The organism is Paenibacillus sp. FSL L8-0158, assembly GCF_038592965.1.
GTDB lineage: Bacteria > Bacillota > Bacilli > Paenibacillales > Paenibacillaceae > Paenibacillus > Paenibacillus polymyxa_D.
Genome location: NZ_CP151949.1, coordinates 4,075,119 through 4,100,237, shown reverse-complemented (window position 1 = coordinate 4,100,237; position 25,119 = coordinate 4,075,119). Strand labels below are relative to the sequence as shown.

The following is a 25,119-nucleotide window of genomic DNA, read 5'->3' as shown; positions in this document are numbered from 1 at the left end:
TCGACTAAAACCATGTCCAATTTAAATAGTTAGAAGAGGATCACAATTTGCGAACCTTTTCAGCAACTCTTCAAAATAAATGCAAAAAGGGTCAACCAGAAAGAATTGGTTGACCTCATAATATGAATGATAGTTTAGCGTGATATTTTGGAAAGACTTATTCCGTTAGTATTTAAATTTGACCGTTAGATCCTGTAACTTTTGTGACATATCCGACAAGGTCGTTGCCAGGCTGGTGATCTGCTGCATTGAAGCCAGCTGCTCTTCTGCAGACGCTGCAATATTCTGCGAGTTGTCCGCCGCTTGGAGCGCCAGACTCGATACGTTTTCTCCGCTTGCTGAAATTTCCTGGACACTCGCGGTTATTTGCTCCGTGATGCTCGCGAGCTCTTCCGTTTGCTGTGCGATATGATTGGTGGACGCCACAATTTTATTAAACTGCTGCTCCGTCTCATTGGCAATTTTAATGCCGGAGTCGACATCCTGTTTTACACGTTCCATGGTCTGAAGCGAATGTTCCATATCTTTGCGCATATTCTGAATCAACTCAGAAATTTGCCCGGAAGACTGGTTCGATTGTTCGGCCAGCTTTCTCACCTCTGCAGCAACTACGGAGAAACCGCGGCCTTCCTCGCCTGCACGAGCAGCCTCAATCGAAGCATTTAATGCAAGCAGGTTGGTCTGCTGTGCGATATCCGTAATGGCATGCAGCATCGTGTCGATCTGTTGAGTGCGTTCATCCAGCATTCTCATAACCGCATCGGTTTCATTGACGGACTGGTTAATCAGGTCCATTTGCTTCACCGTATGTTGTACAGCAGTACCGCCAAGGCTCGCCATTTCCATCGCGTCTGCAGACGATTCAGCAATGGTCAAGGAGCTGTCCGTGATCCGCTGCATACCTATTGAAATTTCCTCAAGCGAGCTGGTTGTCTTCTGAAGCATTAGTTGCTGCTCCTTTGCACCAGCCGCCGATTCTTGAATTGCGATGGTGATGTGCTCCGTTGCCTGCCCCGTGTGCTCTGCTCCAAGGGTCAATTCTTTCGAGGAAGCAGCGACCTGCTTTGTGGACAGGTTTACCTCACCGACCAGAAATCTAATATTTTTAATCATATGATTGAAGTCCTGTGCAAGCTCGCCGATCTCATCTTTTGAATGAATTTTGACTTCTTCGACTGTTAAATCACCGTCTGCAACTGCGTTAAGCCGCTTTGCAATCATGATGATAGGCTTCGTAAAACGTCCCGAAACAAAGCTTACGATAATTGCTCCCAGAATAACCGCAAAAGTCGTAATAATCAGGACAATATAAAGGACTTTGGTCGCCCCGCTGTTAAATTCGTTAAAATATGCTCCAGAACCGATGATCCATCCCCAATAAGGATCCCTTTCAACATAAGAAATTTTCGTCTCCACTTGATCTGTACCAGGTAAAGCCCATTTATAAGTGACGAATCCCCCGCCATTTGTACCGGCTTTTACAAACTCTTTTCCCACATGTACACCGTCTTCCGATACGGCATTTATTAAATCCTGGCCTTCATTTGAAGGGTTCATCACTGAAACGGCATCTTGGTTGACTGCCCACGGATAACCTGTTTTACCTACAGTATATTTAATCTTTACCGGTCTTTTGTTATTAGCATCTTTTACACCGAGCAGCTCGATGCGCAGTTTTTCCTGTGCTTCCTCCAATGTTAAATTACCGGCTTCGACTTGCCCATTGAGGAAACTAATCATACCAATTACCATTTGCACACTATTCTTAAGTGCCACTTTGCCTGATTCATTCATTTCATTCTTGGAAACAACATAAGAACTGATTCCAATCACGAAGGTGGGGACAATTAAAATAATCAAGCACATTATGGTTAACTTCGTTCTCAATGATCTCACCTTCATGATTGATCCTATCTTTGTTTTCACTGCATTTCCCCCTTAAACATCGATCGATATACAGACTCAACCCACAACTGCGCTAGCTACTAAAGGTAAAAAGACTGTACATCATATATCGTAATAACACGTCAGGAAATGAAGCTCTCTCAGCCTAGGCTACTGTTTTATATGCTAAATTAAATCCGTTTAACCGCAAATTTATCCGTCTATAGGCAGTAGCTTTTTGGGATGCTCCGTATACTTCTGCATAGAGAGAAACTATAACAGAGGAGTGTGCGAGGATGAATAGAATAAAAGGGAGCATCTTTTTCAGTGTTTTTGTGGCTATGCTAGGGCTCATGCTCATTGCTCCAATTATGCCGCCCCTTATTCGTGAATTAGGCTTAAGAGAAAGCCATTCCGGAATAATTATATCGCTTGGTTCTATAACGATGGCTTTAATGGCTCCAGTATGGGGAAATCTGAGTGATGCAAAGGGCCGCAAGCCTGTGATTCTGCTTGGTTTCATAGGGATGTGTGTAAGCTGCCTGTTGTTTACGCTTACTCTTTTTGGTGGATTACAAGGATGGCTCAATGGCGGGCTACTCTTAGTTCTGCTGATTGTTACACGCGGCTTAATTGGTGGCTTTATTCCGGCGGTGTTGTCATCTTCCCAAGCTTATATGGGGGATGTAACGGAGGGCGAAGAGCGTGGAAGTGGTATGGCTATTATTAGTGCGGCGAATGGGCTTGGGCTGGTATTTGGCCCCGCGATTGCAGGTGCCTTTACTTTAATAGGACTGTTATGGCCCTTATATTTTGGAATTGTCATTGCCGCTGTTGCATTCGTGGTGTCTCTACTGGCGATTCCGGCCGCCCAGCCTGTTATTCAGCAAAAACCCGCTCGAATTAATCCCCTCCAGCCAGGTCTAAGAATGTATTTGTTTGCAGGCTTGGTTACGATGATTAGTATTGTGACTATTCAGGTTATAGGTGGTTTTTATTTTCAAGATCAGTTAGGTCTTACATCCGAAGAAACAGCAAGAGTTGTTTCTTTTGGACTTATGTTCTCCGGGGCAGCGATGCTGATCGTGCAGATCATCCAGATGAAATGGCTTAAATGGCAGCCTAAGCCGATGATTTTGCTCGGTTCTCTATTCCTGATTGCTGGAATGGCATTATTTCTGATTTCAGCCAGCTTGGTCCTTTACTATTCAGCGTTCTTTATGTTTGGCATAGGCACGGGCTTACTGATGCCCGGATTTATGGCAGGTGCTTCGCTTTCGGTCAGTCAAGAACAGCAAGGGGGAGCAGCAGGGCTGGTAGCTGCGATACAGGGGATTTCCGCGATCATTGCTCCTATTTTGACGACCACCTTATATCGAGTAGACAAATATATTCCCTTTATTCTTATAGCGGTTCTGGTTGCTTGTATGGCTATCGTTATGCTGGGGGTAAAAAAGGGAGACGGGAATAGTAAGCCTGTGCCTGACAAGGCATGATAAATAAAAGAGTGGTTAGATGAATCAATAGGCTTCCGGCGTATACTCACCGGAAGCCTATTGTGTTTGGTGGTTTGAATGATAGTCAAAAGGGCTCAATTTGCTAACTCGTAAACTACATAGTTTAGATATCTATTATAATAAGTTATAAGAAATTTCAGGAAAACCAGAAGGAAGTGAAGAGCTTATGGAAATCCGGCAAAAATGGGTGGCATTAAACAAAAAATACAGCTTGTACGCACCCAGTCCCGAGGCTGTACAAGCCATGTAGCAATTGAAGGAAGAGCTTGAGGACTTAGAAAGCGAGCAGGCTGCCAGAGTTTTGACAGAGTTGTATCTTCACCTAAAAAAATGATGTCAACCTGATGTTTATACCTATTTTGGCTTTTCATAATGAAGAAGAGGCTAAGAGTCGAATACGGGAAAGCATGGAACGTGACGGATCGTTCCGGGGTTATTTATTTCAGTGCAGACATTGCAAGGAGTACCTTTTATATGCGGACTACGACTGAGCTCAAGAGGATTTCCAGAGGTTGATAAGAAGGTGAACTCTGAGCAAGGGATCTTTCTAGCTAAGGAAGAGTTCATAAAATTGGAGGAATATGCTGTGGAGTGGTTTGAATTGTAGCCGAAGAGGGGAGTAAGAGAGAGTGACGAAGAAGAGACAAACAGAGATTCAGACACTAATCTATCGCTATAGCGGTCCACGAGCCAATATTGGATATACTTTTGAACCGCTGCGTTATGAGGATACTGATGAACCGAAGCTGGAGGAGATGATATTCATCTACGCAGATGACTTTGATATCGTGCTGTCTGCGTTAAAGTCCAAATATCCACTTGTCGATCCTGATACGGGAGAAACGTATGAGGCTTTTGACCCCTGCTGGGATAATCCGATTCAGGCGTCGGTATGGCATGAAATATTAACACAATTGGATACTTGGCCTGCCAAGGATCCAGAATTACGCATATTTATCAATTCCTTTACAGCATGGGTCAGAGCGCATCTGAAGCAAGCAGATGGTATTATCGTGACCGGAAATCTGTAGAGAAGGCCATGCACTGCAATCCGTATTTTTGCTGCCCCTCGCTTCGAGGGGCGACCGGACGGCGAACCACTGAGTCGAGTGCCTGGTTCTTTGCAGTACACGCGATAGTCTCCTTGTTGACTGGATTATTAACGGTGCTTTTGGTTTCTGATTAACGTTTGCTCCAATTCGGTATCTCCCATAAATTTGCTGGCAGATACAGCAAGCTTATATTGATTGGTCCCCATATTGTTAGCGGCAGGTTGAAGAATCCCTTTTATTGTTTGCCATAATGAAGAGGCCTGCAGGCTTTCTGCCCCAAAATGCAAGATGATATGGATACAGGACGTAATAATATTGCGACCAAGTCCGTACAGGAACCATTCTTCTTCCTTCGTAATAAATGGAATAATGGTTACCATCGTTTCCCACGCTTCTTCCAATCGTCCTGTTTCAATGAACTTCTCTGCCAAGTTAGATGCAGTAGAACAGTAATTATGATGATTTCCTTCTGTTTTCTCCATTTCGGCCAGCATTTTAAGGGCTTCAATTTCACCTTCTGGATGGTTGCGCCATCTCTCATGATAAACGAGTGCCTGTAAATTTTCTTTGTTCCAATCCGTCTGCTCTCTGATCCACAAATCGATAAATAATGATAGATACATATCTTCTCCGAGCTCACTCGCGATATTAATGCAATCCTCAAGATCAGCTATATTTTTGCTGAATAAATATGTTTCCAAAATCAACTCAGGGTCAAACCCGGCATATGTATCGAAATTGGCCTCCTTGGCCTGCTGGAACAAAATTTGGTCCTGCTCACGCTCATACTTTTGCAGTAAAAAAACGGCGTAATACAGAGCATCGCCAATCCCCTGAAAACTGTTCGTTTCCCTGTCTATAATCTCATTAACGAGCAGCCTTCTCACAATCGGTTCGTAATGCGGGGCATCTCGATCCTCACGATTATACATAGCCAAAAGCGCCTTCAAGCGATTGGTATAACTGGCATCACTTTTTCCATATTCCTCACTGTGTTGCTCCAAATAGTCAACCTTCGAAAAATCGGCGTGATCACTTATTAGACTCTGCAGCATTTCATCATAAGGTGCCATCATCTGATCCAGCAGCCTTTTGTAGTTTGTTTCCAATACTGTGATTCTCCTTTCTTGATCGGCTTAAGACTACAATCCATATGTACAAAACACAAGCGATTTCCTTTTGAGAGGGGATCGCTTAGTGTAGCAGCGCTGTATATACGTACATATTTTTCTAATAGACCCATTTTAAGATTCAATATAAGGGGTGGACATTCAACACCTGTAAATCAAGCATACAACATGCAGGGATACAACATTGCGCACAACTATTGGAAGCGTTTTAATTTGAGTATAGAAACACAAAAGAAGACCTCAGGGAGGACATAAGAATGCTAAAAGTGAAAGCGCTTAGATGTGAACATTTAAACAATCCGATTGGACTGGGTTGCCTAAAGCCTCGATTAAGTTGGCAAATTGAATCTGACAACATATATGTTTCCCAAAAACGCTTCCAATTGCAGGTATCCATAAATCCTGCTTTTGAACCGCTGCTCTGGAATCATTTTTCCTATTCGGAGCAATCTATTCTGTTTCCCTATGAAGGTCCTCCACTGGAATCAGGACAAAGATATTATTACCGGGTAAAAGTTTGGGCTCAGGGAGCGGGTGACATCGAACCGGAGGAATCGGAATGGAGTGAGTTTGGCTTTTGGGAAATGGGACTGCTCCATGAGCAGGACTGGAAGGCACAATGGATTACAGTGAAGGAGCGCAGCATCCATGAACAGTTTCAGACAAGAGCCCCTTTTGCCGCTTCCAAGTGTTTTTCAGTTGAGGGAAAAGTGAAAAAAGCAGTCATTTATGCCACAAGCCTTGGTTTGTATGAGCTGGAGCTAAATGGACAAAGAGTAGGCGATGCCTACTTTACCCCTGGATGGACAGATTATAACGATCGTGTCCAGGTGCAAGCCTATGATGTAACTTCTACCGTTCGAGAGCAACATAATCGAATCACAGCCACGGTGGGAGAAGGCTGGTACAGCGGCTATCTAGGCTGGCAAAAGCGCAAGGATACCTACGGGAACACAAATGCTTTGCTATTTCAAATGAAGATTAGCTATGAAGATGGCCATTCAGAACTCATTTGCTCTGATTCTTCCTGGGAGGAAACGAGCTGTGCGATTTTAATGTCGGATATTTATAACGGCGAAATCTATGATGCTCGACTGGAGCAGCAGGCAGGCGAACATCGCTCCTTGAACGAACGGAAAATGATGCAGATCGTCCCGTTCCCGTTAAGTCATCTGGTTGCTCAGGAGAACGAGCCTGTCCGTGTAATGAACCGATTAAAGCCTGTTGAGCTGATTCAAACGCCTAAAGGCGAACTGGTTCTTAACTTGGGTCAAAATATGGTAGGCTGGCTGGAATTTAAAGTTGAAGCTCCTGAGGGTACGGTTCTGAACCTGGTACATGGTGAAGTGCTGGATCAGCAAGGTAACTTTTACCGGGATAACATTCGGGATGCGGCGCAGCAGATTACGTACATTTGCAGCGGCAAGGGGACGGAGATATTTAGGCCGCATTTTACTTTTCAAGGCTTCCAATATGTGAAGCTTGAGGGCTTTCCGGCTGGCGTAGCCATTGAAGATTTTACAGGCGTTGTTTTGCATTCAGACATGGAGACAATTGGCTTGTTCGAGACATCCGATCCAAAGCTCAATCAACTCCAGCACAATATTGTATGGGGACAAAAGGGGAACTTCTTGGATGTGCCGACCGATTGCCCGCAGCGTGATGAGCGATTAGGCTGGACCGGCGATGCACAGATTTTTGCCAGAACGGCCAGCTTCAATATGAATAGTGCTTCCTTTTTCCGAAAGTGGCTAAAAGATTTGGCTTACAACCAGCTGGAGAATGGGGCCGTGCCTTTTGTAGTGCCGGATGTCCTCAAAGGAACCTTTGCTGACAATATGGACAAAACGACGGCAGCATGGGGAGACGCGGCGGTTATATGTCCGTGGACTATCTATCAATGTTATGGGGATAAGCAAATTCTAGCTCAGCAGTATGACAGTATGAAAGCATGGGTCGATTATATCCGCGCCCAGGGGACCGAGGAACATCTGTGGGATACCGGTTTGCAGCTGGGAGACTGGCTGGCGCTGGATAGCGAGGAAGGAAGCTATTTCGGGGCGACCGACGGAACACTGGTAGCGACTGCATACTTTGCGTATTCGACTCATATTTTGGCGCAGACCGCCAAACTGCTGAATCGCTATACCGATTACAACACATATCAAAGCTTGCATGAAGGGATCAAAGCCGCTTTTGCGAACCGTTATTTTGATGACGCTGGCAAGCTGACTTCTAATACCCAAACTGCACAGGTTGTGGCTTTGCACTTCGGATTGGTACCAGAAAGGTATAAAAAGCAAGTGATTCAGGAGCTCGTACGGCTGATAGAAAAAAATGATATGCATATGGATACCGGCTTTGTAGGCACCCCTTATCTATGCCTGGTTTTATCCGACCATGGCTATACGGATGTCGCTTATAAAATTTTATTTCAAAATGATTATCCTTCATGGCTCTATCAGGTTGAACGGGGAGCAACGACCATGTGGGAGCATTGGGATAGCATTAAAGTGGACGGCTCATTCTGGAGCATCGATATGAACTCGTTCAATCACTATTCGTACGGTTCAGTAGGAGACTTTATGTACCAAAATATTGCCGGAATTGATGTGCTTGAAGCGGGCTATAAAAAATCACGTTTAGCTCCTAAACCGCCTGCCAATCTTACTTCGGCCCACGGCAAGCTGGAGACGCCGTATGGCACGCTTGAAGTCCAATGGGAAATCGTGAATAAAGAAATGAAGATGACGGTTCACGTGCCACATAATACGACGGCTGAGATTACACTTCCGGGCGTTATGGAGCCGGATGCACTACAGCAAACCATTGCTATGCAATATCCGTCGATTCAGTATCCGCCTGTTGATGTGCCACAGGAGCTGGCCGGGAAATTAGGTTCTACAGGGGAACTGGCGATTTTCCAAAGGGGCGGAGATCATGAAATGACATTTACGGTCGGTTCTGGACAGTATACGTTCCAGTACAGATGCAACTAGAGGCTAAATAACATAGACTAGAGGTGAGAGCTTAATGAATATAAAAAACAAAGTTTTGTTTAAAACGGCGCTGCTGTCCATTTCCTTAGTCCTGACATCAGCAAGTGCCATTTCGGCTGTCATACCGATGATGCTGAACCAATTATCAGGCGTCTCCAGTTCGTTGATTGAAAGCGTAGTCACGATTCCATCTTTCTCGATGATGCTGTTTGTGCTGTTGAGTGGCCCGATTTCTTCCCGATTGGGTAAAAAAAATACAGTCCTGCTAGGGCTTTTGCTCGTGGTCATCGGCGGAATACTACCTATGCTCACTACGAACATTACATGGATTCTCGCGTTGCGTTTGGTGCTAGGCGCAGGTCTCGGGATATTCAATTCGCTGGCTGTCAGTTTAATTAGTGATTTTTTTGAAGGGGACGAACGTGCTCAATTGGTAGGCTTTCAAAGCGCTGTACAAGGGCTCGGAAGCAGCTTGGCTACCTTTGTGGCAGGACAGCTTGCCCTAATCGACTGGCCGTTTGCCTTTTTATGCTATGCGATCACGATTCCTATCGCACTGTTGTTCTTTTTAATCATTCCTGAACCAGAGCGTGAGGAGCCTACAGTGAGCACAACAGGAACAGGCCACAGAAGTGGGGGAATATCCCTACCTGTACTTGGCTTAGGGGCTGCACTTTTCCTGTTTATGACTTTTATCATGATTGTGTATACCAAAACAGGCATTATGATTGTTGAGAAGAGTATGCCTAATGCAGGATTTTTAGGGACCGCTTTAACGCTGTTCTCCTTGTCAACCATGATTGCAGGCTTTTTGTTTGGTAGAATATATAAATGGTTCAGAAATTACGCACCCTTTATCTCCAGTCTATTAACAGCGACAGGTTTTGTCTTGCTGTGGTTTGCTCAGAATGTGACTATGGTTACGGTTGCCATGCTGATCATTGGCTTTAGCTTTGCGCTGTTTATTCCTTATATTTTTACGATACTAACTAAAATCGTACCTCAGGGCAGTGAGACGATATCTATTTCAATTGCGATGGTAGGGTCCAATTTGGGAGCGTTTGCTTCGCCTTATGTGATCAAGTTAGTTGGCGTGTTGTCTGGAAATGAAACGGCCTCATTTTCCTTCCTTGTCTCTGCGATTGTATTTACGATTGCAGCACTCCTCTGTCTGGAAATCGCTATTAGAGGAAAGGGAAGCAAAACTCAGGCGGCAGTCCACAGTTAATGGGGGAGTCTGAAGGAGGAGTCAGTGTTTATGAACCTTCATGAGTTGGATCAGTTGCTGAGAAACAAAACGGAAATTGAACTTTTACAACAGCAAAACAATCAGGTGATTAATGATCTCTCCAAGGATTCGGAAAATGAGCGATTTTTTGATATGAATCAGAAAATGTATCGAATGCCCGCTTTATTTTTCTTCGGAGAACATGATATTTATATTAACAAGCACAACAGATTTGCTTCTATGCTGGAGCACATGCATGAATTTATTGAATTAAACTATGTTTACTCAGGTAAGTGCAATCAAATCATAGCGGGCAAAGAAATTCAGCTTTGTGAAGGCCAAGTATGTGTCCTGGATAAGGATGTGCCCCACAGCATCGCCCCTTTGGGAGAAGACGATATACTTATTAATATCTTGCTGCAAAGAGAAACGATTTCATCCCTATTTCTGCAGCGGCTATCTAAGAAAAAAAGTCTGATTGGGGAATTTCTGGCTAACTCTGTCCTCCAGCATCAGCACCATAATCACTTTATTATTTTTAAGTCGCAGCATAATGAAAACCTGCAATATATATTGCGTAGAATCTTGATTGAATATTTTTCCAGGCAAGAGGATTCCATGGAGTTGGTCAAGGCTTATTTGCCAATTGTATTTGGGGAATTGGTCCGTGTATTGGAAAGCGAGCATAATATTCATTTAAACCAGCAGGAAAATAATATTACCTCTATTCTCAATTACATGGAAGAGCATTATCAGCATTTAAGCCTGCAGCAGCTTTCTAATCATTTTAATTACAATAGTACGTATTTAAGTAATAAGTTAAAAAAAGTAACCGGTCTTACTTATACTCAGCTTATTGCTAACATTAAACTCAATGCAGCTTATTCTTTGGTAGTGAATACTAATCTGCCGTTCGAAATGATATTTAAGCAGGTAGGATATAACAGCATGAGTTTTTTCTATAAAAAGTTTAAAACAGCGTATGGTGCTACCCCTCAAAATATCCGAAACAAACAGTTGAGGAAATGAAGGATATACAAGGACGTCCAATTCTATTGGGCGTCTATATTTGTTATAATATCTGCAAATTCATAAGCTGGTGTTTATAAGGGAGGATACATCCTTGGAAGCAATACTAAGACGTCACTGGCCAGAGTGGAACGGAACGCTGCAGAAACGAACCGGGGGTTGGAATAATACGACGTATTTTGTTAAGAGTGGTGGACGAAGGGGGGTGCTGCGCGTCTACGATACACACAGAGATCGGGACAAAATTGAATTTGAGCATGCGGTTTTGCAGAAGCTGAGTAAGCATTCACTATCGTTCAGGACACCCACGCCTATTCCGACGGTCACGGGAGAGACGCTTGCTCAACTGGAGAAGGAAAGCGGTAAATATGTGTGTCTGTTCAAATACATAGAAGGCATATCATCCCTGGAGCAGGATTCAAGCTTTGCCTATTCTTTTGGCGAGGCTGCTGGTGAACTATCTGCTGTGCTTGCAACATTCAAACTTGGTATGACCCCAGTCTATCGTCCATATTATGATTTGCAGCAATCCTATCCATTGTGTAACCGGGAAACAGTTCAAGGCTTTTGTTTACATCCGCCTGAGCCTCTAAAGGATTTGCATGAAGAGCTGCGATTAATAGGAGAGGTTTATGAAGAGATTACAGATTCGCTTCATGCATTGGAAGAGCTGCCGCATCAGCTTGTACATGGAGACTTGAACGCTTCCAATTTGTTAGTAAAGGATTCGGATCGTAGTCTAGTAACTGCATTGCTTGATTTTGAATTTTGTACGCTGGACGTTCGGGTCATGGAGCCGGCGGTCATCTTATCTGGATTTTTGGGGCAACCGGAGGAGGCGACAGCCGTTCGGGATTTTTGCCGGGGCATCAGCCGCCAGGTTCATTTAAGCCACAACGAGATTGATGCTTTGCCTGTATTGATGCTGCTGAGGAAGGTAGATGTATTTCTTCATTTTGTGAGTCGCTTTCTGGAAGGAACGGATCAGTCACATGTATTGCAAGAGCAGGTCAAACAGATCTCTGCCGACTTGCTCCAGCTTTCTACCCGCAGTAGCTGGATTCAGGAAGAGTTGGTCCAAGCTGGAACAGTGTATGAATAAACGAGCTAAATGCCGCGTTATGTTATAATCTTTGGGGAAATTGAGCCTGGGCGCATTGAAACGTACTCGGAACAGGAGAAGCAGATGAATAGTTGGTTAACGAACGCGTTACGACCGTACTTTGGGTTGGAGACGCTGGAAGAACATTGGGACGTGGTAGAAATTAAAGAAGGATACTTTATTTGTATGGATGGAGACGTTATTCGCAAGCGAATTTCTTCCACTGAGGATACCTATGGAGAAACCGATGTAGAGATTCTTACGCGCGACCGGGCATTTGTTTTGCCTAAAACGGCTCGTGGCAAAGAGAAAAAGCTAAATTACACAAGTGTTTCGAGCATCAAGGCAGAAGGCGTGACCTTTTCAGCAGGCATTAGAAGGGATCGTCCTCTTAGTTATGTTACTGCTGTGAATAGCAAAACTGGAGTGAGATTGCCCATCACTGGATGTGAGCATTTACATAGTAAAAAAGAGATCATCGATTGGCTTCAGCAATATCCTTCACTTGTACCCCAGGATTATGATCGCAGGTTGCACCGACTGAAGCATATGAAAAATCAGCGTTATAAAACGGTCCCAGGAGACATCTTCCGCGTGGAAACAGACCTTTTCACAGATGGATATGTACTGGTCATCGGAGATTTGCGCCAAATGCAAAAGGATCAGTTGTTTGCAGAGGAGAGCATATGGAACAGCGTCATGACCATGCCTTTATTCGTACGTCCGTATTTGTTTACGAGTCGTGACCGTTCAACAGCTTTGGAATCTATCACATCCGCCCCATTATCCGAAACGACCTGGATTGTCATGGATGATTTCTTTATGCGGGGGTCCTACGAGCGGGTAGGGCATAAACCGTTGGTAGAAGAGGATATTGTGTTCCCGATCGGCTATGGCTGTAGTATGGATAGTAGAAAAGAAAGAACATATAGTCTGTCCTGGGGAACGGGTACGGTTTCCAAACCGGAAGAGGAGACCGTGTTCAAGTCTTCGCGGAAATTTTTAGATAACGGTGTGTATTCAAGTATCGTTGTGGACTGTTTTGGTCCTTGGGAAGAGCGGGAGTGGCACAAAACGCTGGATAATCCGTTGTATCGTGAGGAGCGTCGAAAAGCACTGGCCGAATTCAGATTCCCGGAAGACATTTCGTATGATGAGTTCAACCGCCAAACAGGAGGACTGACACGTTCGGAATATCTCGCTTATTTGGCAAGGACCTATAGCGGAAAAAGGAAGATGAAATGATGCAGTTATACATCCTTTTAGGAGGGGCCAATGAAATATCTTAAAGATTGCCCAGAACCAGGCATGGGAACCTGGTACTTTGAAATAGATTCAGATGGCGTAGCCTATCGGCAAATTGTTATCCAGGATGACGGCACGTATATCGCCTCTAATCGCAAGCACGAGCAGTATCATTTCTTATTAGCTGAGAAAGCGATTGATGATACAGAGCCCTATTATACGAAAATTACAAGAAAAGAGTTTGAAGAAGTCTGGTCCAACAATCTTCATACCTTCAACAAGGAATGGCATCAAATCAAAAATGCACTGCCCGTTGGGACTAAGATAAAGGGCTATATTGAAGCATTTTTCCCACACGGTACGCTTATTCATATTTTCCAGCATCATGCGGTCGGATTGTCAGACACTCGTACATATGTGGAAAAGACCCCATCCGAGTGGATGTATCCGAGACATGAGATCACGGCGATTGTCCAAGGCTACGACGAGCTGAATCAGTGGGTGATTTTAGAGCAAACACAGGTTTTCGAAAATCAGTTCACAGGTTGAAAGATGGATATTGGAATACAGGAAGGGGAATGGACATGCATACGTTAACGGTTGACGAGCTGGTGGATCAGGACAACCATGCATGGGAAGAGGTCAAAAATATCTTGAAAGGAGGGAGGAATCCATATCGCATTCTATCGGCAGAATCGGAATCCGCTCCAGGGGACACGCTGTACCGTTTGCAGGTGAGTACAAAATCGTACTTGGGAACGGTTGCCTATGAAACAGGAGGGATCATATTTGACCACGGATGGATCACCTTGCTGGGGGCGGGTGGATCTGGAATTTATGGTAGCTTGACCTCATGGAACGGGCTACAAGAGCCAGCGAGCGTTCCTGCACTTGGGGGAATGCTGATTGTGGCCTATGATGCAGCAGGTGGATTTTTTGGATTGGATACAGGGAAATTCGGACGTAGCGGTCATATCTACTATTTTGCACCGGATGCATTGGAATGGGAATCCACAGAGCTGGCTTATTCCGGTTTCTTGAGCTGGTTGGCTGAGGGAGATTTGGGCTTGTTCTACCAGACATTCCGCTGGAACGGTTGGCAGAAGGATATGGAGCAGCTTCAGCCAGGAGAGATATTTGCTTATTACCCGCCGCTATGGACTCAGGAAGGTGGCGGAGAGACCAGCCAAAAATCGCCTATAGCTGTAACAGAAGCGTGGCAGGCGGTAGTGGATAAGGAATAGCTCGTACGAGCTCAAGACCGTTTATTACTATAAACGTGAGAACCTTCAACCTCATGAAAGTGTGGCTGAATGGGTTGAAAAAGATGGAGAAGGTTGAAAAAGGTAGAAACAACAACTCTTAGAGGCATCGAGGTATGGAGGTTGGTAGATATGTGGAGTATTCACTTTGAACAACCGTTTGTAATAAGTCAGGAAGCAACGGATGAACAAATAGTAATTTTTTTGAAAACATGGAATATAAATCTATCGGAGCAGGAGGTTCACGAAATCAAGCAAAGACAAGTGAACCCTTTTCCAAAATCGTCTCCATTCTATGATCAATATAAACCTCTAGATCCTGTTAGCTGGCATCTGCCACAAGGGCAATTTCCTGACAGCTATATGGATTTTTTGAGATACTCTAATGGCGGGGAATTTCAAAATGGAGAACGTTATTTTCAGTTTTTCAATACCGAAGATTTGAGAGAAATGAACCTCGCCTACGAGCTGCCAGAGTATATGCCGGGTGCTGTGTCGTTTGCAATGGATGGGTGCGGAAACCACTATATGTTTGATATGAGAGAGGAAAAAAGAAACAACGAATATCCCGTTCTTTTTGCTCATTCTGGTAGCTTGGGGTATGACGAATATGAACAGGTTGCCCATTCTTTTATAGAGCTGTGTACGGAAAAATGGGCATTGTATTGATACCTGTATGATTCTGCCCAATATATAGCCAATAGCGAAAAAGTCCATTGAATTGGACTTCTCGCTATTGTGTTATATTTTTGCACAAAGCTATCTTACATATGTTGTGGCCTGATTGCCGGCATAATCTTCAAGCACGATCTTTAGCGAGCTGGTACGAGAAGTAGGGGTAAAAGTCAGTTCACTTAATTTTGTTCTTCCCCGGACAATGTAAGGAAACTTTTTCGATACATAAGTTACGCCAAATTGCTTGGGCACATCGTTTTCGTATACATATAAATAATGCCAGTCCTTCAAGGTTGGTAGAGCAAGCGTATACGTTGACCCAGTGACCGTCACATTCTCTTTTGCATAAGGCTCTATCATCGTGTCTGCGAGATGCCCGGTATATGCTACAGGTTCATGATCGCCGATGGCGATACGTAGTGTGTAGCGATCACCGTTTGTGGGCAGATCGGTAAACGTAGTCGTTTCAGCGCCATTGTCCGCCGTAATGGTTTTATGGAATTCGGTGTCCGTATAGTCGGTGGTCAAGGTCAATTTAACCGATCTGTCCGCCTCAGAGGGATTTTTCCACGTTACTGTAGCCTTACCGTTTTCTTGAGTCTCCACCTTAATGTGACTGACGGCAGCATTCAGATCGTAGCCTAATCGAGCTGGTTCGCTTTCCGTTCCATCAGCCCCAACTGCGGTAAGCATTAATTCACCGGATTTATGGTTTAGGGATTTAATATAATAGGTTGAGTCATAAATTCCGCCGATATAGGAGCCGTTCTCATACAGATTGTATTGTTTAACTTTGGAGTAATCCTCAAGGTCCCAGGCTACGAGCATTTCGTTCGTATCGGTCAGTGCCTTGGTGATTTTAAATCCTGTCGGCGCAGCTGGTTTCCGGGCAGAACTGTCTGTTATCTTGATTTGGCCGATATTCATCTGATAGTTTTTGATTGTTTTATTCGCGTTATCAAAAGATAAACCGAAAGCTGCAATAGTTTTTCCTTTATAGGCACTCAAATCCAAATTGCGGCTTACCCAGCCCGTGGTTCGTTTACCAGAGTTAGGGATGCTGACTTTTACGACTTGGCCGGGGTTATCCTTGAAAATAAGTCCGATAATCAGCATCGAGCTGTCATCGGAGGAAGGCTTGTTGTACGTGATGGACAAGTTTGAATTCTTATTTACCGACAGATCCGTTTTATACAGGCGTAAAAAGTTATCTGAATTCAGCTCTCCGTTAACGACGAGGGAGCTACCGCCCTGATAAGCGCCCACAGGCTGATAGGTAAACCGAGTACCTTTGGCATAATTCAGGCCATAGTCGTAGTCAACCGAGAGCGGTTTACCTTGGGTATCGAGCCACCATTGCCAGGTCACCGGGATATCCTGAATATTGATGTTGGACCATTCCTTGGGATTGGAAACAACTCCATTCACCACATACTGCAAGCCATGTCCAGTATTGAAGCTGGTATTAAAATGGGAGCCACGAATGACAGAACGTTCGGCGATATATGCCGCGATACCGTCCCAGTTTGCGCCTGAAGCTTTTACATCGGACAAATCTACACTTGGGTTTCTTTGTGCATGGACGGGATTCTGATTCGGACCGGACCACCAGACACGGTCGCGGATAAAGGTCATCCATTGATAGGCATTGTCAGCTCTGCGATTGGTGTCCTGTCCGCCAAACTCTTCATCCAGCGCATTATGTGTGAAATCTGCTCCCAACGTTGCGATACTGTTCATCGGCTGCCCGTTATCACCGATATTCAGACGAAGATCGTATTTTTGCTTCCATCTGCCAAAGTCACCGTTCCCGCCCTCAATCCCAGCAAAAACGGTTTTAAGAGGGTCCAGACCCAATTGCTTGGCATGGTCGCGGGAGCTTTTCAGCTTCGCTTTGTCCCACCAATAATTCAGAAAAATAGAATCGGACACCTGTCCGTATTGCTTGTCTTTGACAAACGGGCTGTTCACGGCATTAAACTCATTTTGATAAGCAATTTTACCGGTTTCGTTTACGGTGGAGTCGTACCATTGCACATACATGCCCTGATCTCGTAAGTATTTCATAAACTGCTTGTAACGGGGGATGTCCTCCTTAGCTACGCCCTTTGAAGCTTCTTCCTGGTTGATGAAATAGCCGTCATAGCCATAATATTTCGCCATTTCGATCAATTTTTTGGCTACCGGAAATCCACCCTGAACATCCTGCACGAGCATTTGCTTATACGTTTGCGGTCCACGGTCATTATCCGAGAAAAAAATACAGGCGATGGAGAGAACGCCATTTTTATGCGCCGCATTCGTATAACCCGGATTTGGAATGTTCAGAATGCCGAACTCGAACCATTTTTCCGTCCAATCCTTTTGGGGATCGTATAGCTCTTCGGGTACATGGGCGGTAGGCATGCCATGCCAGTAGCCGTAATAGTCGGTATACTGCCAATAGTTAAATAAGTATTGACTGAATTTATTAGTATAGGAATAACTATCAAAAAAAGCGTTTCCATAATCGCCGCTAAGTGTAAACATTTGCGTGTCAGGGCTTAAAGCAGGTTGGGCCTGTGTAGCGGCGAAGGAGCTGTTACGTTGTTGCAGAGGGACACGGGCGCGAAGCATATCTCCATAGACATCTTGGGTAGGAGTCCAGTCCAAAATATGTGAGCTGGCGTATCCGTGTTGATAAGGCTGATTCGGTCCTTTGGCGCTTTCTCCTTCATATGGGAGGGTATCGCCTGCATAAACGGATGGAGAGAGGGTTTGACTTAACAGGACAGAAGTCAAAACCAGCGCAGTCCATTTTAAAGCGAACTTGTGAACCTTGTTACCTTTCATAGCTCATCCCCCTAACGAGTATTTATCCCCCTAAAGATAATCAATAAAACGGCTTTTACATAGAGGCTAAATTAAAGATATAGCGTTTAAATTAAAGAAAATCCTCTTTTTAATGAATGCGCTTACTTTTATCCAGCGAAGTACATGGTATACTTTATTTACGTTTGAACGATTCTGGAGGGCTTATACGATGAGAAGGGGCAATAGATACACAGCTTATTTTAAAAACAACATGTTCCTGAGAATACTAGCGTTGTTCTCCTGTATTGCCATTTTGTCAATTATTACGATTGCATATGTCACGTATATATCCATATCGCAATCTATGGTTCGACGGGAACTGGATACCCAGAAAGCAGCGATGGAGAGTGTTGACCGCTATATCCATCTCCGGCATGAAGCCGTTCAGAACATGGTGCGGGATATGTACCGGAATGAGACGCTCTCGATGAACGTTTCTTTTTTTATGGACCACGCGTATTCCGAATATGTACAGCACCGTATGGACGAAACGTACATGGAGAGTCATGATTATTCAACAGATGTGCTCACCTATTTTAAAAATTGGCTGGATGAAAATAGCGATATTAGCAATTTGATATTGTACAGTGCCGACCAGCAATATTTGTCCACCTTCAATGAGAGCAAGCAATTCAAGCAATTCCCGGTGCATGCGGCCCGTTCCTTTGTACCAGATGTGATGGCTGCCGAAAGCAAAAGCGTCTCTGCTCCGAATTACTGGATTCGGAAGGCGGTCGATCAGTGGAATCCCTCGTTATATTCGTTACAAGTCCCCATTAACAATAAGCAAACACTCAAAAATACCGGTCAGCTTCTGGTGTTTCTAAATTCCAAAAGTATCTCCAACGCACTTTCCAGCTACGGGAACAACCTGAAGGGCGAAATTATTGTTCTGTCCACCCATGGAACGGTTCTGTTCGATTCAAGGAATAACTATTACGGGAAAACGTACCCTTATGTGGAAGTGACCCGATCTTTATATGACGATGTGGATTCCGATGCCGGAATCATTCAGGCGAAGCAAAATATGTACATCAACAAGCTGATTTCTCCGGACGAAGGATATGTTGTGATTGGGGCAGTCCCCAATGAGGAAATGGCTCAAACGTACCGAGGTATCCGTAATACGATTTTGACAATTAGTGTCGTTTGTATTCTGTTTGCTGTGTTATTCCCTGCCTTTTTCGTCATTAACTTTGCTAAACGAACGAATCGGATTATTAAATTCACTCGTCAGGTGAAAAATGGTGACCTCACAGCTCGCATCCAAGACCCCCGAGAGGATGAGCTGGGACAAATCTCTCGAAGCTTCAACGATATGCTGGATGAACTTAATCTATATATTGAACGGGTGTATAAAGCAGAGATCAAACAAAAGCAAACGGAGCTTGTGGCCTTGCAGGCACGTATTCATCCACATTTTTTGTATAACACGCTTGAAGTGATACGTATGAGGGCGATTTCCCAGGGAGCCAAAGATGTAGGAGAAATGATCTATAGCTTATCGGTGTTGTTCAAAAGCCTGGTTCAGCAGAAAAAAATATACACGCTTAAAGATGAATTGGAGGCTTGCAGATTATATCTTGAGTTGTTCAGAATACGCTACAAGGAAAGGTTCAATTACACGATTACGGTCGACCCCGAGTTGTATACCCGCTCTGTCATGAAGCTGATGCTTCAACCCATCATTGAGAATTATATTGTTCATGGTATCCAAAGCGACCGGAATGATAATGTGCTGACCATTGATGTGCGGGAAACGGGGGAGGTTCTGCTGGTTGAGATCCGTGACAATGGGAAGGGCATTAAAGAGAAGCGTTTGAAACAGATTCTGGAGGAACTGGAACGCCAGGAGGAAAACGGACAAATGTTTGGACTACGCAGTGTGCACACCCGACTTCGGTTTCTACACGGAGCCGATTATGGGATTGAACTGGAGAGCGGCAGCGGTGAGGGAACGACGATTCGGGTACGATGCCCCAACAGGGAAGGGATGGATGCCGTATATGTATAAAGTATTTATTGTAGACGATGAGCCTTTTATCATTGAGGGATTATACGATATTGTGGATTGGACCTCTTTTGGGCTGGAAATTGTCGGACATGCGGAAAATGGATCTTTGGCGCTGGAAGCGCTGGCCTCCAGACCCGTGGACGTACTGATTACGGACATTTCTATGCCAACGATGAATGGTCTTAGGCTGATTCATGAGGCGAGAAAGCTGCATGCTGACTTGAAGGTGATTGTGTTGAGCGGATTTAATGAATTTGATTACTTGAAGGAAGGCATGAAGCTGGGCATTGAAAATTATCTTCTGAAGCCGATTAATGTGGAGGAACTGGAATCCACTTTATGCAATACAACGGAGAAGTTGGACAGGTTCCGGTTGGATCAACAATATGAGACGTTTGGGGTGCAGGTGCTCAAGGAAAATACGTTGTACCGTTGGCTGACAGGACAGATTGCGCCTACAGAATTTCAGGAACGTGCTGAATTGATAGGTTTTTCGTTAAATATCCCCTTCATGGAGGTAGCCGTGTTACGGACGGAAGGGGATTCGGCAGGAATGCATCAACAGTTAAGGCAGTACATTCAACACCAGCCCGATTTAACATTGTTTCGCGATGTTGATGCGGATAGTGTAATCATTGCCGCACTGCCGAATTATGATGAGGGCAGACAGGACTTGATAACGCTGTTGGAGAATTTTTCTGTTCAGTGGTCGACGGACGGGGAAGAAACGGTGTATATCGGGATAGGCAGCGCCGGTTCGCTTGCTGCAGCTCCACGCAGCTATAATGAAGCTAAAAAATCTTTGGAATATTTTATGATATATGATAACCGCCGGATCATTGACTATACCATGCTGGAGGAGAGCGAGGGTAACGCTGGTCAGACATGTTCTATCGATTGGAAGGATTATGCGAAGCTGATTATAGCAAGAGACCCAGATGCGCTGACCGCACGAATTCAGAGTGATTTTGAGCAACTTCAGCATCTTGAAAGTGTTACCCCGGATGAATTACGGAATATGGCGCTGGAGCTGGTGATCCGGTTCAAGATGGAGTTGGAGAGCATCAAGCATTCCAATGAGTCGGAACGGTTTCAGCAGGGGCTTCACCAGATAAAATGCTGTACGACATTGGCAGAGCTGGTGAGTGCGCTTCAGCATGTGGCGACAGAGACGGTGAATTCACTGCTGCAAGATATGAAAAACCCTATCGTAAGTCAGGTGCTGTCCTATATCCATGTTCATTATGCCAAGGAGCTATCATTAAAAATATTAGGATACCAGTACCACCTTCATCCCGTTTATCTCGGTCAGTTGTTTCATAAGGAAACGGGCGAAACCTTTGCTGAATATATCAATCAATACCGGATTAAAAAAGCCAAGGAGCAGCTTAAAAACACCAATCTCAAGGTACACGAAATTGCGCGGAACGTGGGGTATTGGGAGACGGGATATTTTTATAAGCAGTTCAGAAAATATGTGGGCATTTCCCCGACAGACTATAAAGGATTGGGATAAATACCTGGTGTACATGGATTTCTTTAATTTGTACCTTGGTTTATTAAGTTTATCTTCTTTATGAAAGTGCTTACATTAGTTAAGGTTAACGTAGTTGCTTCATAATGAGGATTTCGAAAAATAAGGGAGGATCATACATGGGTAAAAGCAAAAGAAGTTACTCGTTTGTTCTAGTGATGTGTATGGTGTTGACGCTCATTCTCAGTGCTTGTGGAGGAAGCAGCGCTGGCGGGGAAACGACGAATGGAGGAGCGGAAAAACCGGTAGAGCTGATCTGGTACACCATTGGTACGCCTCAAAAAGATGTAGATCGAGTGATGGAAGAGGTTAGCAAGTATACCCAAAAGAAAATAAACGCCACGATCAAAATGAAAATGGTCGATTGGGGCGACTACCCGCAAAAAATGCAGGTGAATGTGGCTTCGGGAGAGCCCATGGATATTGTATTTACGGCTTCCGGTGGCTTTGATTATGTACAAAATGCCAGAAAGGGAGCATTCATGGAGCTGGACGACTTGCTTGACAAGTACGGTCAGGATCTTAAAAAGACGATTGATCCTGCGTTTCTGGAAGGCTCCAAGGTTGATGGTCATCATTATGGCATTCCTGCCAACAAGGAGCTTCCACAGCAAGAGGTATGGCGGTTCAATAAAAAATTGCTGACCCAATACAAGCTGGACCTTTCCAATGTCCGCTCGCTGGATAGCCTGGAGCCTCTGCTCAAAACGATTAAAGAAAACGAGCCCGGCGTAACGGCATTCGGCATGGACAAAAACTATGTTCCCTATGTTCCATATGACTATATCATTCAAAACCTGCCGATGGCTGTCAAACTGGATACTACGGATTATAAGATCGTAAACATCTTGGAAACGCCTGAAATGAAGCAGGCGCTGACGACGATGCATAAGTATTACAAGGCCGGGTACGTATCACCGGAAGCTGCAACCACAGGCTCGACCAATGATTTAACAACGTCCGGAAACTGGTTTCTGGATCGTGCGCAAACTCAACCGCTAGCCGATAATCTATGGTCTGCAAGTTACGGCTATCCGGTGATATCGATACCTGCCAGCGATCCCATTGTGACCAATACGTCTGTACAGGGATCCATTATGGCGATCTCGGCAAACTCGGCAAACCCTGAAAAGGCGATGCAGTTCCTGAACCTGCTGAATACAGATCCGGTTTTACGTAATATGGTTGATTCTGGTATTGAAGGAGTGCATTACAAAAAAACGGATGGTCAGTATATCGAAAATCTGGCTAATTCCAAAAACTATGATATGCCTTCGTATTCACTCGGCAACAATATGCTGTTGTATCTGAATCCAAATGATCCGGCTGATAAATGGGAGCAATTCAAGAAGTTCAACTCGGAAGGAAAAAACTCTCCAATCCTAAGCTTCAACTTTGACAGCAGTAAAGTATCTACGGAGATGGCAGCGGTTCAGAACGTCAAAGAACAATTTTGGGCTTCGCTGATGACAGGCACGCTTGACCCGGAAACGAATCTCCCGAAAGTAATTGAGAAATTCAAGCAAGCTGGGCTGGATAAGGTGATGGTGGAAGCGCAATCTCAGCTTGACGCCTGGAAAGCACAAAACAGCAAATAATACTTTAGATTGTGAAATATAAGCGAGATCGGGCGGGTGCAAAATTACGCCCGGTCTTTTTCCAATAGCTATTTTAGCTGCTTTTCTCATTACAGATTGGGAGGGGATACCTATGGCCGCATTTTTCAGAAATGTGATTAGAAACAAAGTTATGCTGTTCATGGTGCTGCCCGGCGCTATCTGGTTCTTCTTCTTTTCATACCTGCCGCTTGTCGGTACTGTGGCTGCCTTCAAGCAATATCGTTTTAACAGGGAAGGATTCTGGGCCAGTATTTATACGAGCAAGTGGGTGGGCTGGGATAACTTCAAGTTTCTGTTCAATAACAATGATGCGTATGTCATCACGCGAAATACCCTTTTGTATAACCTGGTCTTTATTATTCTTGGACTTGTTTTTTCAGTCGCTATGGCTATTCTGCTCTCCGAGCTGATTAATAAACGGTTAGCGAAGCTGTACCAGACAGGCATGTTTCTCCCATATTTTCTATCATGGGTCATCGTGGGTTACTTTGCTTTCAGCTTTCTGAGCATGGATCGGGGAATGCTGAATCAAATTATCGCAGGGTTTGGCATTGAGCCGATTCAGTGGTATTCAGAGGCCGCCTATTGGCCTTATATCTTGATTCTAGTCAGTCTATGGAAGGCGATCGGTTATAACAGTGTCGTATATCTGGCTTCGATTTTGGGTATCGACAAATCATTGTATGAAGCAGCCATGATAGATGGAGCCAGCAAGTGGCAGCAAATTCGTAATGTGACGATCCCTTTGCTCTCGCCGATCATTATCATTATGACGCTGCTTGCAGTCGGACGGATTTTTTATGCGGATTTTGGTTTGTTCTATCAGGTTCCAAGAGATTCGGGCACCTTGTATTCGGTAACGAACGTCATCGACACCTATGTATATCGCGGGTTGAAAACGACAGGAGAAATTGGGATGAGCACAGCCGCAGGTTTGTATCAGTCGGTGGTTGGCTTCGTTCTCGTCATTTTATCCAATCATGTTGTGCGAAAAATAGATAAAGACAGCGCTTTGTTCTAAAAAAGAGGAGAGGGGTGTGGACTGTGACTTCTGGAAAAGAAAGAAAAAAACGAGATTTCCATCATATTTCACGGGGCTGGAATGTTGTTCTGAATGTGATAGCAGGGGTGTTCGCGTTCCTGTGTGTGTTTCCCTTTTTGTTCGTCGTCATTATTTCCCTAACCGATGAGAAAACGCTGGCGCGGGACGGATATCGGTTGCTCCCGGCTCAATGGAGTCTGGAAGCCTACCGCTTCATATTTCGTACCAGTGATACGCTACTGCGCTCTTATGGAGTGACGATTGCCGTAACGGTCATCGGTACGGTGATCAGTCTCATTCTTATTTCGTTATATGCGTATGCTATTTCACGAAAGAGCTTCCGTTACCGGAGATTCTTTTCCATTTTTGCGATTTTAACCATGCTCTTTAATGGCGGAATGATCCCGACCTATATGGTCGTTTCCCAATTGCTCGGGCTTAAGGATACGATTTGGGCTTTGATTTTGCCGCTGGCCATGAATGCCTTTTATATTATGATCCTGCGCACATTTTATAGCACCAGTGTGCCTGATGCCATTGTCGAATCAGCCAAAATAGATGGGGCAGGCGAGTTTTACACCTTTTTAAAAATTGTGCTTCCACTCTCTCTGCCTGGACTTGCCACCATTGGCTTATTCAGCACGCTTGGTTACTGGAATGACTGGTTTAATGCCCTGTTGTATATTGACAATCCCAATCTGGTGCCACTTCAGTCCATGCTGATGCGGATTGAATCCAGCATTCAGTTCATCCAGCAAAATTCGCAAAACAGCTCTATGAGTCTGGCTGCGCTTCAATCCATTCCGCAGGATACTTCGCGGATGGCGATGGTGGTGCTGGCGACGCTGCCTATTATATTCGCCTATCCTTTTTTCCAGCGTTACTTTGTGCAGGGACTTACGGTTGGGGCTGTGAAGGAATAACAGGGAAGGAG

18 protein-coding genes are annotated in these 25,119 nt (G+C 44.6%); 15 read left to right on the top strand and 3 right to left on the bottom strand.

Annotated elements, in window-relative coordinates; genetic code table 11:
- Positions 1-165 precede the first annotated feature (165 nt).
- Positions 166-1,926 (bottom strand): methyl-accepting chemotaxis protein, encoded by a 1,761-nt coding sequence (locus tag NSQ68_RS18030; protein ID WP_342426750.1) that lies wholly within the window; start codon positions 1,924-1,926, stop codon positions 166-168.
- A gap of 254 nt (positions 1,927-2,180) precedes the next feature.
- On the opposite strand from NSQ68_RS18030, the gene NSQ68_RS18025 reads away from it, so the two are divergent.
- The gene (locus NSQ68_RS18025) at positions 2,181-3,380 is read left to right on the top strand and encodes an MFS transporter (protein ID WP_342426749.1); all 1,200 of its coding nucleotides are present in this window, start codon (positions 2,181-2,183) and stop codon (positions 3,378-3,380) included.
- A gap of 650 nt (positions 3,381-4,030) precedes the next feature.
- On the top strand, positions 4,031-4,432 hold the full coding sequence (locus NSQ68_RS18020) for a hypothetical protein (RefSeq protein ID WP_342426748.1): 402 nt from the start codon (positions 4,031-4,033) through the stop codon (positions 4,430-4,432).
- A gap of 128 nt (positions 4,433-4,560) precedes the next feature.
- Here the strand turns inward: NSQ68_RS18020 and NSQ68_RS18015 are convergent, their stop codons facing one another.
- Entirely contained in the window at positions 4,561-5,562 is a 1,002-nt protein-coding gene (locus tag NSQ68_RS18015; protein ID WP_342426747.1) for a hypothetical protein, read from the bottom strand.
- A 278-nt stretch (positions 5,563-5,840) separates the two neighbouring features.
- On the opposite strand from NSQ68_RS18015, the gene NSQ68_RS18010 reads away from it, so the two are divergent.
- The 8 genes from NSQ68_RS18010 to NSQ68_RS17975 all read left to right on the top strand — a co-directional run bounded on the left by NSQ68_RS18010 (position 5,841) and on the right by NSQ68_RS17975 (position 15,117).
- Positions 5,841-8,582, top strand: a complete 2,742-nt coding sequence (locus tag NSQ68_RS18010) for a family 78 glycoside hydrolase catalytic domain (protein WP_342426746.1) — start codon at positions 5,841-5,843, stop codon at positions 8,580-8,582.
- A 34-nt stretch (positions 8,583-8,616) separates the two neighbouring features.
- Positions 8,617-9,810, top strand: a complete 1,194-nt coding sequence (locus NSQ68_RS18005) for an MFS transporter (protein ID WP_342426745.1) — start codon at positions 8,617-8,619, stop codon at positions 9,808-9,810.
- A gap of 30 nt (positions 9,811-9,840) precedes the next feature.
- Entirely contained in the window at positions 9,841-10,839 is a 999-nt protein-coding gene (locus NSQ68_RS18000) for a helix-turn-helix domain-containing protein (protein WP_342426744.1), read from the top strand.
- Positions 10,840-10,933: 94 nt separating this feature from the next.
- Positions 10,934-11,941, top strand: coding sequence for a phosphotransferase (locus NSQ68_RS17995; RefSeq protein ID WP_342426743.1), 1,008 nt, complete (start codon positions 10,934-10,936; stop codon positions 11,939-11,941).
- 84 nt (positions 11,942-12,025) lie between these two features.
- Positions 12,026-13,186, top strand: a complete 1,161-nt coding sequence (locus tag NSQ68_RS17990) for an immunity 26/phosphotriesterase HocA family protein (RefSeq protein ID WP_342426742.1) — start codon at positions 12,026-12,028, stop codon at positions 13,184-13,186.
- A gap of 30 nt (positions 13,187-13,216) precedes the next feature.
- Complete coding sequence (locus NSQ68_RS17985) at positions 13,217-13,735, top strand: hypothetical protein (protein ID WP_342426741.1); 519 nt, start codon at positions 13,217-13,219, stop codon at positions 13,733-13,735.
- A gap of 35 nt (positions 13,736-13,770) precedes the next feature.
- On the top strand, positions 13,771-14,430 hold the full coding sequence (locus NSQ68_RS17980; protein ID WP_342426740.1) for a DUF2625 domain-containing protein: 660 nt from the start codon (positions 13,771-13,773) through the stop codon (positions 14,428-14,430).
- Between the two features lie 150 nt (positions 14,431-14,580).
- Positions 14,581-15,117 (top strand): SMI1/KNR4 family protein, encoded by a 537-nt coding sequence (locus tag NSQ68_RS17975; protein WP_342426739.1) that lies wholly within the window; start codon positions 14,581-14,583, stop codon positions 15,115-15,117.
- A 90-nt stretch (positions 15,118-15,207) separates the two neighbouring features.
- Here NSQ68_RS17975 and NSQ68_RS17970 read toward each other — a convergent pair whose 3' ends face one another.
- Positions 15,208-17,955, bottom strand: a complete 2,748-nt coding sequence (locus NSQ68_RS17970) for an endo-beta-N-acetylglucosaminidase (RefSeq protein ID WP_342426738.1) — start codon at positions 17,953-17,955, stop codon at positions 15,208-15,210.
- A gap of 190 nt (positions 17,956-18,145) precedes the next feature.
- Between NSQ68_RS17970 and NSQ68_RS17965 the strand changes: the two genes are divergently transcribed.
- From NSQ68_RS17965 to NSQ68_RS17945, 5 genes are all read left to right on the top strand, one after another.
- Positions 18,146-19,990: a sensor histidine kinase gene (locus NSQ68_RS17965; protein WP_342426737.1), complete on the top strand. Its 1,845-nt coding sequence runs from the start codon at positions 18,146-18,148 to the stop codon at positions 19,988-19,990.
- On the top strand, positions 19,983-21,506 hold the full coding sequence (locus tag NSQ68_RS17960; RefSeq protein ID WP_342426736.1) for a response regulator transcription factor: 1,524 nt from the start codon (positions 19,983-19,985) through the stop codon (positions 21,504-21,506). The genes NSQ68_RS17965 and NSQ68_RS17960 overlap by 8 nt, the downstream gene beginning before the upstream one ends.
- A gap of 137 nt (positions 21,507-21,643) precedes the next feature.
- On the top strand, positions 21,644-23,122 hold the full coding sequence (locus NSQ68_RS17955) for an ABC transporter substrate-binding protein (protein WP_342426735.1): 1,479 nt from the start codon (positions 21,644-21,646) through the stop codon (positions 23,120-23,122).
- A gap of 112 nt (positions 23,123-23,234) precedes the next feature.
- On the top strand, positions 23,235-24,164 hold the full coding sequence (locus NSQ68_RS17950) for an ABC transporter permease subunit (protein ID WP_342426734.1): 930 nt from the start codon (positions 23,235-23,237) through the stop codon (positions 24,162-24,164).
- A 23-nt stretch (positions 24,165-24,187) separates the two neighbouring features.
- Positions 24,188-25,108: a carbohydrate ABC transporter permease gene (locus tag NSQ68_RS17945; protein WP_342426733.1), complete on the top strand. Its 921-nt coding sequence runs from the start codon at positions 24,188-24,190 to the stop codon at positions 25,106-25,108.
- Positions 25,109-25,119 lie beyond the last annotated feature (11 nt).

Coding starts and splice junctions, on each gene's coding strand:
- NSQ68_RS17990 (WP_342426742.1), top strand. CDS start 12,026: ATGAATAGTTGGTTAACGAACGCGTTACGACCGTACTTTGGGTTGGAG.
- NSQ68_RS18005 (WP_342426745.1), top strand. CDS start 8,617: ATGAATATAAAAAACAAAGTTTTGTTTAAAACGGCGCTGCTGTCCATT.
- NSQ68_RS17980 (WP_342426740.1), top strand. CDS start 13,771: ATGCATACGTTAACGGTTGACGAGCTGGTGGATCAGGACAACCATGCA.
- NSQ68_RS17975 (WP_342426739.1), top strand. CDS start 14,581: ATGTGGAGTATTCACTTTGAACAACCGTTTGTAATAAGTCAGGAAGCA.
- NSQ68_RS18000 (WP_342426744.1), top strand. CDS start 9,841: ATGAACCTTCATGAGTTGGATCAGTTGCTGAGAAACAAAACGGAAATT.
- NSQ68_RS17985 (WP_342426741.1), top strand. CDS start 13,217: ATGAAATATCTTAAAGATTGCCCAGAACCAGGCATGGGAACCTGGTAC.
- NSQ68_RS18010 (WP_342426746.1), top strand. CDS start 5,841: ATGCTAAAAGTGAAAGCGCTTAGATGTGAACATTTAAACAATCCGATT.
- NSQ68_RS18025 (WP_342426749.1), top strand. CDS start 2,181: ATGAATAGAATAAAAGGGAGCATCTTTTTCAGTGTTTTTGTGGCTATG.
- NSQ68_RS17970 (WP_342426738.1), bottom strand. CDS start 17,955: ATGAAAGGTAACAAGGTTCACAAGTTCGCTTTAAAATGGACTGCGCTG.
- NSQ68_RS17950 (WP_342426734.1), top strand. CDS start 23,235: ATGGCCGCATTTTTCAGAAATGTGATTAGAAACAAAGTTATGCTGTTC.
- NSQ68_RS17960 (WP_342426736.1), top strand. CDS start 19,983: ATGTATAAAGTATTTATTGTAGACGATGAGCCTTTTATCATTGAGGGA.
- NSQ68_RS17955 (WP_342426735.1), top strand. CDS start 21,644: ATGGGTAAAAGCAAAAGAAGTTACTCGTTTGTTCTAGTGATGTGTATG.
- NSQ68_RS17965 (WP_342426737.1), top strand. CDS start 18,146: ATGAGAAGGGGCAATAGATACACAGCTTATTTTAAAAACAACATGTTC.